This window comes from Congregibacter sp. (genome assembly GCF_047617445.1).
Lineage (GTDB): Bacteria > Pseudomonadota > Gammaproteobacteria > Pseudomonadales > Halieaceae > Congregibacter.
The window spans coordinates 1-11072 of the sequence record NZ_JBLGBE010000098.1; the positions used below are offsets into that span (position 1 = coordinate 1).

11 protein-coding genes are annotated in these 11072 nt (G+C 55.5%); 6 read left to right on the forward strand and 5 right to left on the reverse strand.

The window, feature by feature from the left end; genetic code table 11:
* Nucleotides 1–213 precede the first annotated feature (213 nt).
* The 5 genes from flgA to ACI9KD_RS15535 all read left to right on the forward strand — a co-directional run bounded on the left by flgA (nucleotide 214) and on the right by ACI9KD_RS15535 (nucleotide 3446).
* On the forward strand, nucleotides 214–900 hold the full coding sequence (gene flgA, locus ACI9KD_RS15515) for a flagellar basal body P-ring formation chaperone FlgA (RefSeq protein ID WP_414982080.1): 687 nt from the start codon (nucleotides 214–216) through the stop codon (nucleotides 898–900).
* Nucleotides 901–1047: 147 nt separating this feature from the next.
* Nucleotides 1048–1356, forward strand: coding sequence for a flagellar biosynthesis anti-sigma factor FlgM (gene flgM / locus ACI9KD_RS15520; RefSeq protein WP_414982081.1), 309 nt, complete (start codon nucleotides 1048–1050; stop codon nucleotides 1354–1356).
* Nucleotides 1357–1373: 17 nt separating this feature from the next.
* Nucleotides 1374–1853, forward strand: coding sequence for a flagella synthesis protein FlgN (locus tag ACI9KD_RS15525; protein WP_414982082.1), 480 nt, complete (start codon nucleotides 1374–1376; stop codon nucleotides 1851–1853).
* Nucleotides 1854–2106: 253 nt separating this feature from the next.
* Entirely contained in the window at nucleotides 2107–3069 is a 963-nt protein-coding gene (locus tag ACI9KD_RS15530; RefSeq protein ID WP_414982083.1) for a GGDEF domain-containing protein, read from the forward strand.
* The gene (locus ACI9KD_RS15535; RefSeq protein ID WP_414982084.1) at nucleotides 3054–3446 is read left to right on the forward strand and encodes a hypothetical protein; all 393 of its coding nucleotides are present in this window, start codon (nucleotides 3054–3056) and stop codon (nucleotides 3444–3446) included. Before ACI9KD_RS15530 ends, ACI9KD_RS15535 begins: the two co-directional genes overlap by 16 nt.
* Nucleotides 3447–3475: 29 nt before the next feature.
* On the opposite strand, the gene ACI9KD_RS15540 is transcribed toward ACI9KD_RS15535, so the two are convergent.
* On the reverse strand, nucleotides 3476–4585 hold the full coding sequence (locus ACI9KD_RS15540; RefSeq protein ID WP_414982085.1) for an NADH:flavin oxidoreductase: 1110 nt from the start codon (nucleotides 4583–4585) through the stop codon (nucleotides 3476–3478).
* 176 nt (nucleotides 4586–4761) lie between these two features.
* On the opposite strand from ACI9KD_RS15540, the gene ACI9KD_RS15545 reads away from it, so the two are divergent.
* Entirely contained in the window at nucleotides 4762–6066 is a 1305-nt protein-coding gene (locus ACI9KD_RS15545; protein WP_414982086.1) for a DASH family cryptochrome, read from the forward strand.
* A gap of 31 nt (nucleotides 6067–6097) precedes the next feature.
* On the opposite strand, the gene ACI9KD_RS15550 is transcribed toward ACI9KD_RS15545, so the two are convergent.
* From ACI9KD_RS15550 to ACI9KD_RS15565, 4 genes are all read right to left on the reverse strand, one after another.
* Nucleotides 6098–7627, reverse strand: a complete 1530-nt coding sequence (locus ACI9KD_RS15550; RefSeq protein WP_414982087.1) for a cryptochrome/photolyase family protein — start codon at nucleotides 7625–7627, stop codon at nucleotides 6098–6100.
* 6 nt (nucleotides 7628–7633) lie between these two features.
* Nucleotides 7634–8962, reverse strand: a complete 1329-nt coding sequence (locus ACI9KD_RS15555) for an ABC1 kinase family protein (protein WP_414982088.1) — start codon at nucleotides 8960–8962, stop codon at nucleotides 7634–7636.
* The gene (locus ACI9KD_RS15560; RefSeq protein ID WP_414982089.1) at nucleotides 8959–10326 is read right to left on the reverse strand and encodes an ABC1 kinase family protein; all 1368 of its coding nucleotides are present in this window, start codon (nucleotides 10324–10326) and stop codon (nucleotides 8959–8961) included. The genes ACI9KD_RS15555 and ACI9KD_RS15560 overlap by 4 nt, the downstream gene beginning before the upstream one ends.
* 64 nt (nucleotides 10327–10390) lie before the next feature.
* Nucleotides 10391–11072 (reverse strand): acyl-CoA dehydrogenase family protein (locus tag ACI9KD_RS15565; RefSeq protein WP_414982090.1); only part of this gene is annotated, 682 nt, incomplete at its 5' end.

An 11072-nucleotide genomic window follows, 5' to 3' on the forward strand; every position in this document is an offset into this window, starting at 1 on the left:
AAACGCGGCAATCTCGCGCCGCTGCGGCAAGCTTTGCCACCCCGGCAGAACACAAACCCGAGCAACACTCAGGCGACTTGCCTGCGATGGCATGAAACATGCTGCATCAGTGTTAAACCCGCGACCGATGCAGGAACCGTCAGATAAATGACACATCTTCCTAAAAGTAGACACGTCAACAACGCAGCAGTTACTCAGTCGATCTGGAGGCCTATGCTCGCGCTCGTAGCGGGCCTGAGCTGGCAAAGCGCTGCTCACGCGGCGCAGGCAACGCAACCCCACGATGACATCCTCAACCTGGTGGAGTTTGCAGCGTTTCAGGCAGCCTCAGAACAAGGCCTGGACCGCATAGAGGTCCGAGTCCGCTCCCTGGATCAAAGACTTCGCCCCGCACTATGCGATCGCGAACTGGAGATTGTTCGTGCGCACAGTGGCCGCGTACTGGGCCCCGTTAGCTACGGCGTACGCTGCAGCGGGAGTGTGCCTTGGACTCTCTATCTTCGCGCTGAAGTCAGTGCATCGCTGGAACTTCCCGTACTGGCAAATGCGCTGCCTCGAGGCACAGTTTTAGGCCCCACAGATTTTAAGATGGTCACTCGACGCATCACATCGCAGGCCAATGACATGATTGTCGACCCCGAGATGGTTGTCGGCATGGAACTCAAACGCCCGCTCCCCGCCGGATCCACGCTACGACATGGCCATGTGGACCTTCCGGAACTCGTAAGCCGGGGGCAGATGGTGACCTTGATCGCCGGCGGCGGGGGCGTGGAGGTGCGAATGCAAGGCAAAGCCATGGGCAGTGGCGCAAAGGGTGATCGACTGCTGGTAACGAACCTCGCATCGGGTCGTCGCGTGGAGGGTTTGGTTCTTTCAGATGGCAGTATTCGAATACCCTGAGAGGGCCTGAGAGCCGCAGGACCCAGGGAGCAGACGGAATCAACGAATGTGCTAAACTTTTTGCAGTTTCTGTCGCTATATAAATTGAAACCACAAATATTGATCGCTGAGCAGTAAAACTACTGCTTGCGACGAGATGGAAGGGACATGAACCCGGTAGACAACAACGTCAATATTCGCCAGACGCGCAGCGATACCGAGCAGGTCAGTCGCAGTGGCACGGAGCCCAATGGGCGAGCAGCCACAGAGTCTGCGCCCTCAGCCAGCGGGGAATCCGTCTCAATCACCAGCACCGCCACAGACCTGCTGTCGCTTGAGAATCAACTTCGCGAGTTACCCGGCGTCGATCAGGCCCGGGTTGACAGTATTCGGCAAGCCATCAGCGACGGTAGCTACGAAGTAGATCCAGCGCGCATCGTCGACAGCCTGCTCCAGAGCGAAGTCGAGCTCGGTTAAACCGAGACTAACTGGACATGAACACCAACTCAGGACAACTCACGCCCCTTTTGACTGCTGAATTGAGCACTTTACAGACGCTTGAGACTGCGCTGGACGCTGAATACCAGGCACTTATCAGCAATAAGGTCGACGATTTGGAACGCGCAACGGTCGCGAAAAATGCCGCCGTTGCCGCTCATCGAGCACAGCAAGATCAACGCATCGGCTGGATGCAAGGCCTGGGTCTGGGCCTGCGCCCCGACAGCCCGCTGGGAGACCTGGTGAGTCACTGCGGCGGCAATAAGGCCGACATTGACCTTCAGAATCAGCTAATCAGCCTGGCAACGCTGTGTCAGGACAACAACCGCCGCAATGGTGGTCTGATTCTTCGTCTCCAGGGCCGCACCCGAGGCGCCCTGGATGTCCTACGTCGCGAGGACGGGGGACCCGATCTGTATTCCCTCAGCGGATCGCGAGAACATCAAAGCGATAGTCGAACCCTGGGCAAAGCCTAAGCCCTAAGCCCGTCCCCTGCCTCATCTGGCGCACGGCATAAATTTGACAACTAACCCGCTGAGATTGGCAGAGCCAGCATCGAGGCCGTCATTTTATTGGCATAAAACAACCAAGATTAAAAATTCTATAAAAATAGCCTATAAAGCCTATAAATTCGGCTAAAATCGTAAAAAATAACTGGCATGGCGATTGCTTGATAAGCTTTAACGCAAATAAGAATGGCCGACTACCGGCAGCGATAAGGCATTAGTAATGAAAAAAGTGATCCCCTTTAGCAGTAAGCCAGATACCGACAGAGTAGCCGCGGCCGTCAGTGGACGAGCCTCCCTGCCCGCAGGTCAGGGGCTCACGAATATACCCGGCAGCTGGAGCGGTGGCCCAGAGCAACAGCTACTGCTGATGCAGCGCCTGATTGGCTGCAACGACGTTGAATCGTTGATTTCTTTGTTTTTCCGTTGGTGCAACGATCTGGGGCTGGCGGATGGATTGACCTATGAGACTAGCAACGGACGCGCCGATATCAAGCTGGGTAACCGTCGTCACCACAGTGCAAACTACAGCTTAACGCTGGATCAAATGGAACTCGGCCGCATCACCCTCTGTCGGCGCGAGCGCTATAGCGAAAACGAACTATTGAGCATCGAGCAGGCACTCGGCACCGTAGCCCGCTGCCTGCGAACAGCCATTGAGTTCCAGATGCTTCATGAGATGGTCACTCAGGATGGTCTTACCGGACTTGGAAACCGCGTTTCTCTCCATCAATGGATCGAGCGCGAGCTGTCACGCACCCGTCGCCACAAAAGCCCTCTTTCTCTGATGATGATCGACGTGGATCATTTCAAAAAAATCAACGATGAGCTGGGGCATCTCGGTGGTGATCATGTACTCAAAACCATCGCCAGCGTGTTCAAGCGAAGTACGCGCGGGACAGACTTACTGTTCCGATTCGGCGGTGATGAGTTCACCATTTTGCTGCCGCACACCGACCTGCAAGGAGCCCGCGATGCCGCGCGGCAAATCCGCGCAAACCTTGCGCGCATCGGCAAGGACGAATTCGGGCTGGGTGAAGCAACAGAGGGTATACGTCCGGATATCAGCATAGGGATTGCCGACTACCAAATCGGCGACACCCAAGAGAGCTTACTGCAGCGCGCGGACACGCGTCTCTATCACGCCAAGGCTCAGGGACGCGGAGCCGTATGCAGCAACGTCTAAACAATCGCTGGCTCAGCGAAGAGCTTATTGAGGCTGTCAGATTGAATCCGAAGGAGAACCCGGCTTCAGTCTCGACCACACTTGAAAGTGAGCTCAGAATTCACAGTGAGCTGCAATTCACAAAGCAAGGTCACCGACGTATGTGGCAGCACCTGGCAACTGCGCTCTTATTAGTAGGCAGTGCAGCGTTCAGTTATCTTGCCTGGAGCCAGGCAGAGCAGGCTCCAAACCTTCCCCAGTCTTACGACCTTCGTATTGCATCGCAAGACACCCTGTCCGTAGAACGAATGAACGTACGTGACCTGAGGGTAGCAAACCGGGAACTGCAGCTGCGTATTGCAGAACTCCAGAAGGCAATCAAGCAGGCCGCCCCCTGAGATCCACGCGGGTCAGACCCAAGCCCTGGCTAGCCCAGTGAGCCCAACATTTCCTTGCGGAAAGGTACCAGCCCCGCACTATCACCATCGCGCACTTTGTTTGCCCAGCCCGCATTTGCAAGCATCGCTCGGCCCACAGCCACCAAATCAAACTCATCGGCCTCGAGTCGCGTGATCAATTCATCCAGCGACGCAGTTTCAGCTTCCTTAAAAGTAGCTTCGCCCGGTGCAGGAATAAAATCAGCATTCAACCCTACGCTACCCACGGTAATTGTCGGCTTGCCGGTGATTTTCTTTGTCCAACCGGCCAGATTCAGGTTTGAACCCTCAAATTCCGGCTCCCAGAAGCGCCGCTGCGAACAATGAAAAATATCAACGCCGGCATCCGACAAAGGCCTCAAAAACTGCTCGAGCTCTTCGGGAGTCTGAACAAGTCGTGCGCTGTAATCCTGCTGTTTCCACTGCGACCAACGCAAGGCAATGGGAAAGTCTGGACCTACGGCATCACGGCAAGCGGCAATCAATTCGCAAACAAAGCGTCCGCGATTATCCAAAGACCCGCCGTAGCCATCCGTGCGCTGGTTAGTGCCCTCCCAGAAGAACTGATCCAGCAGATAACCGTGAGCACCGTGAATTTCGACGGCGTCAAACCCGCAGGCTTTAGCATCTCTAGCCCCATCCGCGAACGCCTTGATAACATCATCAATGTCTTGCTGGGTCATCACATGACGATTGACCTTGCCGGGAACATTCATGCCTGATGGCGCATAGCCGTTCACATCACCTTCAGGCATCGTACCCGAGCGACGCATACCACCGACGTGCCATAGTTGGGGTGCAATCTTGCCACCTTCGGCATGCACTGCGTCCGCGACTTTTTTCCAGCCCTCCAGACTCTCCTCACCCCAGAAATAGGGGACGTCCGGATAGCCATTGGCGGCAATATGGTTAACACAGGTGCCCTCGGTAAAAATAAGCCCGGTACCACCGGCTGCGCGCTGGCGGTAATACTCAGCAACGCCCTCGTGTGGCACGTTTCCAGGAGATAGATTGCGGGTCATAGGTGCCATTACCGTACGATTGGCGAGCTCGAGTTTGCCTAGCGTGAAGGGCTTAAAAAGAGCACTGTTGTCTGACATGGAATCTTCCTGATTCAATCGGAATAAGGTGTTGAGGGACAACCTGGACGTGTTCCTCAATCTCTAAACGTTCGCTGACTTTATAGCGGCAAAGAAGCCTAGCTCAGCGCTGTTAAGAATGCCATCTGACGAGGACGATGCTGCGTATTTAAAGCATAGTTAAAATTGAGCAACCCATGCGCGCTATATATTGGTTTCGCAATGACTTGCGACTTCATGATCACCCCGGACTTGTCGCGGCCTCAGCGGCCAATGAGCTGCTGCTTGTTTATCTGTGGCCCAAACAACGACCCTGGTGCAACACCCAGGGCCTTGGGGAACAGCGAGAACGCTTTATTTCTGAAAGCCTCCTGGAACTGGCCAAAGATCTTCAGCCTCTGGGTCAAAACCTGCTAGTTCTTCAGGGCTCACCCGAGCTGGTCATTCCGGACCTAGTGCGAGATTACGGCGTCGATGCACTGCACACGAGTCAGTGCCCCGGGAGTTACGAGGCGAGGGCATTGCGCGTACTCCGCGAGCGACTGGATATCCCGGTGCTAGAGCACCCCGGTAGCGCCCTTTTCAAAGAGGCGGATATCGCCGGACTCTGCCCAGAGCTACCCGAAAGCTTTTCGCCGTTTCGTCGTAGGATCGAAAAGAACCTCACTGCCGATGAGCCCTCCCGCGACCTCCCGCAATTACCCGCGCCGCCCGCGCTGCAGTTCCATCGCATACCCCCGCCGCGTATAAAACCTCCGCTGGGCCTGCCACTGCGGGGCGGCAGCGACGCCGGGCAGCGTCGTCTGAAGCAATTCCTCGAAAGCGGTGCTATTCGACGCTACAAACAAACCCGCAACTGCCTGGACCCCCTGGAAGGAAGCTCGACACTTTCTCCCTGGCTGTCTCTCGGCAGCATCTCGGCGCGGGAAATCGCGTCGGCAGTGCGCGAACACGAAGCCGCACATGGACCGAACGAGTCGACCTACTGGCTGTATTTTGAGTTGTTATGGCGGGATTACTTTTTCTGGCGAGCTCTTCGCGACGGCGTCGCGCTTTTTCGCCACGGTGGGCGAGAAGGCGCGGTTTCTCGCTGTACTTTTGAGCCGCGAAATTTCGCACGCTGGTGTGCCGGCGACACTAATCATCCGCTGGTCAATGCATTCATGCATCAGCTTGTCTCCACCGGCTGGATGAGCAATCGCGGGCGACAGATTGCAGCCAGCTGTCTCATCCATGACTTTGGTATCGACTGGCGTTACGGCGCCGCGTTCTTTGAAAAGCATCTCATCGACTACGATGTCGGCAGTAACTACGGGAACTGGCAATACATTGCAGGGGTCGGCGCTGATCCTCGCGGTGGCCGTGCCTTCAACATCGACAAGCAAGCGGCGCAGTACGATCCCGATGGTGTGTTTACACAAAAGTGGGACGGTCATCGACCACCGCAGCCAATGTACGTTACCGATGCAGCGGACTGGCCAATCTCACCCAAGGACACATGAGTCATCGCAGGCCTGCAAAAGGGACGAGCGCTCAATCCAGCACAGTAGCTAGAATTCGGTCGCCCCAATCGACGATAGCTTTGCGATATGAGGCATCACGCTTCTTCCAAGCACCGACAATCAGGCCCATACGGGCATTCTTAGTCAGATAGTCCTGATGTCTATCGATGAAGTGCCAGTAGAGGCTGTTGTAGGGACAGGCGCCCTCTCCCGTAGTTTGCTTGGGATCATAACGGCAGGCTTTGCAATGGTTACCTTGTCGTTGAATGTACTTCCCTGATGCTGCGTAAGGCTTGCTGGCCATTAAGCCATGATCACCATGCAAGGCCATACCCAGGGTGTTGGGTAGCTCAACCCACTCAAAAGCATCGACATAAACAGCGAGATACCACTGGCAAACCTCCGTGACATCGAGCCCCGCAAGCAAGGCAAAGTTTCCGATCACCATCAGTCGTTGAATGTGATGTGCGTAGCCAAGCTCCAGGCTTTGACTCAAGGCCTGCGACAAGCAGCGCATGTCCGTATCGGCGGTCCAGAACCAGGGCGGTAGCGCACGCTTAGCCTCAAAAGTGTTGCGCTCAGCGTAGCCTGGCATCGCGTGCCAGTAGATTCCCCGCACATATTCGCGCCACCCCAGTATCTGCCGAATAAACCCTTCGGCAGCTGCCAAGGAACAGTGTCCGTCTCGCCAAGCTGCCTCAACCTGCTCACATACAGCCAGGGGCTCCAACAAACCAATGTTGAGGTACATGGAGATCAACCCATGAAACATCCAAGGGGACTCTTCAGCAAGCGCATCCTGATAATTGCCAAAGTCCCGTAGCGCGTGTTCGCAAAACCAGTCCAATTGGGATTGAGCGCCTGCAGCCGTTACCGCCAAACGAAACTGACTCAGGTCACCGGGATTACTCGAAAAACACTGATCTACCAGCGCAATGACCTCGCGCGTAATATCATCAATAGCCACTGCAGGTCGCTCAGGCACCGTGATCTGTGCGCGCCACCCGCCGCGGTTTTCTGCATCGTAATTCCACTTTCCGCCCTCGGGCTCTCGCTCTTCGTTGAGGAGCAGACGGTAGCGACGACGCATATCCCGGTAAAAGTACTCCATGCGGAACTGCTTCCGACCGCTCGCCCAGGACTCAAAATCATCCCTGGACGCTAAAAACCGATCATCCTCTTGCAAGAGCACGGTCACACCCAGCTTTGACTCCCAGCTCTGCATATCCACCAGCAGTCGGTGCTCACCGGGTGCCGTGACCAGCACGGCCTGCGCCGATGACTCCTTCAGGCCGGCCTCTGCGGCCGCATACAGTGATGGCACGCCCTCCTCGAAGCTGCGATAAATGACCTTAAAACCCCGCTCTCTTAGCTCAGCCGAAAAATGACGCATAGCGCTGAAGATGAGTACGATTTTGTGCCGATTGTGGGGTACATAGCTGGCCTCCTCAGAAACTTCTGCCAGTAAAATCCAATCCCGTTTAGGATCGGCATTTACAAGCACCGGGTTTGCAAGGGACAGCTGGTCACCCAGAATCAAGCGAAGCGTAGGCGCACTCACCGTCAATCAGAGCCAGCGCTGCATGAGTGCGTTGACATTCACTCGGGCGTTCATTTTGGCGGCCAACATAAAAATGCCGCCAAGCTTGCGGTGGAAATACACCACATCCGTAGGAGGAGCATGCCAAAAATCAGCATATTCCGTGGCTTTTTTACCGAGTGCCGACAGACGTTCGGGCATGGTCGAAGTGCCAAAGTCGTAAAGTCGATCTTCCCGCAAGGGCTCCAGCGCAAGCAGTAACAAGTCCAACACTAATTCGCGATAGTGGGAGTCTTCGTCACCTATGGAGTAACCGACCTTTTCCGCGGCTACTGTCATAGCTTCGCGATCACCGTGTACGGCAGCCACCGCAAGCTTGCGATAGTTGCTCACAAAGCGCGCCTTGAAATCTCGGGTCGCACCAAAATCAAGGAGTACGATCTCCCCCGTGGACCAACGATATTGGTAGTTCGCAAAGTTAGGATCCGTCTGAACCATTCGAAGCTCAAAGAGCTCCGTCAGCAGTAACTCCACGAGCGCGGAAAGCACCCGGTCGCGTTCCTCCTGAGAGCGCCTAGCGATGGCCTCGATGGGACCGCCGGCAACATAGGTCATGGCAAGCACGTTTTTGCGCGTCAGATCCGGCACCAATTCAGGAAGAATAAAGCGCTCATCATCTCCCAGCACATCGTTAAAGCGCTGCAGGAACTTGGCTTCCTTCAAATAGTTGGCCTCGTCCTCGAGCTGTCGTTTAGCGTCATCCAGTAATGGCTGGATATCTGCGTGCTCAGGCAATAGTCCAGAAATTCGCAGCATCATAGCGATATTGTCCACGTCGCTCGCAATACTCTTTCCAACGCCGGGATATTGAATCTTTAGCGCAAGCTCTCGGCCGTCGTGATCCACGGCACGGTGCACCTGGCCTATGGAGGCAGCCGCAATAGGGTAACGATCAAACAAATGGAATTCGCTCTCCCAGTCCGCGCCATAAGCTTCACTCAGTGCTTCTTCGAGCTGAGACTCTGGCATGCTCGTTCCGTCGGAACGCAAGCTTGCGAGAATGTCCGTGAGTTCTTTGGGAAGAAGCTCGCCGGAATCCATAGACAGAATCTGACCCAGTTTCATAGCGGCGCCGCGCATCTCGGAGAGTTGCTTGGTCACTCTCCGGGCGTTACCCGGGGTCAATAGAAGATCGCGTCGGCTTGGAAGATTTCCTGCGCGTAACTGCCGCGCGCCCTCAGCCAACATACCTCCGGCGACGCCGCCGGCGAGACGCGCTACTTTCGCAAATCGTCCCCTGCGGCTTGTAGGCACCGCCCTCCCTTTCGAGCGTCGCTTGTCTTCAGAGTCTGTCATTGCTCACTCCCGCCACCAATCCAGCCATCAATGTATCGATGCGCAATCTCGTGACCATTAAACTCGGCATTGAGCACAGTGATAAAAGTGAAGACGCCGGTAAGCTTGCGCACGATAAGTGCGAAGTCCCTGGAGGGCGTTGCGAAATGACGAGTGGCCGCTGAGTTCGCGGCATGCTTGCCCACACGCTGCATAAGACGCGAGCGACCCCAACAGTACTGCCCTTTTGCATTGAGGTACTCGGGCGGCAGATTCTCCGGGTTTGCCAAGGGCTCCAACAACATTTCGCAAAACTCACAGAAACTCTCCCGAGCGAAGACTGTAGCATCTGCTTTCAGACAACCAAGACCGATGAGACTCTCAGCCAGGAGTTGTCGATCTCCTGTCTGGCCCGCCGCGATGGCATCACCAAAGTAGCGCCGAAAATCGTCATCGCAGGCCAAAGTCGAGCCAAAGTCCAACAGAATCAAACGGTCGGTTTTGCCTTCACTGTGAATAAGATAGTTGCCGAAATTAGGATCCGTCTGCAGAACTCCCCATTCATAGAGCTCAATAAAAAACAGTTCCAGCATGGCCTGCCCGAGAGCATCACGACGACCCTGCGACAGGGCCGCAACTTCGGGCTGAGTCACCCGATGCCCATGAACATACTCCAATGCCAAGATGCTATCGCTGCTAAAACTCTCGATCACCTCCGGCACGTGATAGCGGTCGTCACTGGCGAAGTGTCCCCGAGCTTCTCGGGTCATATTAAGCTCTCTTTGGTAGTCGATTTCGTAATGCAACTGTTCACGCATATCCTCAAACCATGCATCTATCTCCCGCCCCGCTTTAATCCATCGAGTTAAGAGCAACATACGAACAACCGCATCGAAGTCTTCATCGATCACCGCGGCGAGGCCCGGATACTGAATTTTCAGCACCAGTTCGTAGCCATCACTACGCCGGGTGGCGCGATGCACCTGGGCTAAAGAAGCTGCCGCCAAGGACTGGGTATCAATCTGTAACTTGCTATAACGCGATCCAAGGCTGTCGCGAACTGCCGGCTCAAGCTCACCCCAGGGCAATGGATGTGTCTGGGAGTCGAGATCGTGGAGAGCGTCGGTCAATGGCTCCGGGAGAAAGTGCTCTCCAAGCAAGGCCATCATTTGACCTATTTTGACGTACGTGCCCTTGAGTCGTCCAAGCTCCGCGGTAAATCTGCGGGCCTCCCGACGCATAAGATCGCTATTACCGCTGTCGTCGCCGCGCAGTCGCCTCACGGCAGAGCCCAATGCAAAGGCAGTGCCTGCGCGAATACCGGCCAGCGACACGGCAAGCCCTCGGCCGAAGCTTCCTCGGCGAATTGATGATGGTTTAGTCATACGAGTTGTTACGCAAAGTAGCCCGCTGAGGATTCAGCGGGCGGGCAACGGTCCATAATATGCACTAATCGTCTAGTAGCAGGCCGGCCAGTCGCTGACGGTGATGCTGTGCATCGCCAAACTGTTGCTGCGCCCACTGAGCGCGCCGGATAAACAACTGTGCATCGCAATCCCAGGTAAAACCCATGCCTCCATGAAATTGCACTGCACGGTCACCGGCGAACTTGAGTGCCTCGGTCGCCTGAGCCTTGGCCATACGACAAGCGATCTCCTGATCTTGGGCTAAGGCATCATCCGTGATCAAGGAACTTGCGTGATACACAAAGGAGCGCGCCGAATCCATCATAGTAAGAATCTCGACACTGGGGTGCTTCAGGGCCTGATAGGAGCCAATGAGCTTTCCAAACTGTTTTCGTGTCTTGAGGTAATCCACCGTTACGTCGAGACAGGCAGCCGTAGCACCGGTGCTTTCTGCGGCCACCAACAAGGCCCCTAGAAGACGGTAATCCCGAAGCGCTGCTGACACCGCAGTGCCAGACACCAGCAAAGCTGGTCGTACATTGCAAAAGTCTATGTCCGCGGCACGATGAGTGTTATCAATCAGCACTCGAGGGCTAATCGCTTGTGCCTCAAGCTCGCCGGCATCCACCACCGCTATCGCGGCCTCACCCTCAACACTCACAAGCACCGCGATCCACCGCGCACTCTGTGCGTCCATCACCATTTGTTTGCGACCCTGCAAAAGA

Bases quoted from the DNA above. Each gene is read 5' to 3' on its own strand.
- ACI9KD_RS15560 (WP_414982089.1), bottom strand. From the start codon at position 10,326: ATGACTAAACCATCATCAATTCGCCGAGGAAGCTTCGGCCGAGGGCTT.
- flgA (WP_414982080.1), top strand. From the start codon at position 214: ATGCTCGCGCTCGTAGCGGGCCTGAGCTGGCAAAGCGCTGCTCACGCG.
- ACI9KD_RS15535 (WP_414982084.1), top strand. From the start codon at position 3,054: ATGCAGCAACGTCTAAACAATCGCTGGCTCAGCGAAGAGCTTATTGAG.
- ACI9KD_RS15540 (WP_414982085.1), bottom strand. From the start codon at position 4,585: ATGTCAGACAACAGTGCTCTTTTTAAGCCCTTCACGCTAGGCAAACTC.
- ACI9KD_RS15545 (WP_414982086.1), top strand. From the start codon at position 4,762: ATGCGCGCTATATATTGGTTTCGCAATGACTTGCGACTTCATGATCAC.
- ACI9KD_RS15525 (WP_414982082.1), top strand. From the start codon at position 1,374: ATGAACACCAACTCAGGACAACTCACGCCCCTTTTGACTGCTGAATTG.
- flgM (WP_414982081.1), top strand. From the start codon at position 1,048: ATGAACCCGGTAGACAACAACGTCAATATTCGCCAGACGCGCAGCGAT.
- ACI9KD_RS15555 (WP_414982088.1), bottom strand. From the start codon at position 8,962: ATGACAGACTCTGAAGACAAGCGACGCTCGAAAGGGAGGGCGGTGCCT.
- ACI9KD_RS15530 (WP_414982083.1), top strand. From the start codon at position 2,107: ATGAAAAAAGTGATCCCCTTTAGCAGTAAGCCAGATACCGACAGAGTA.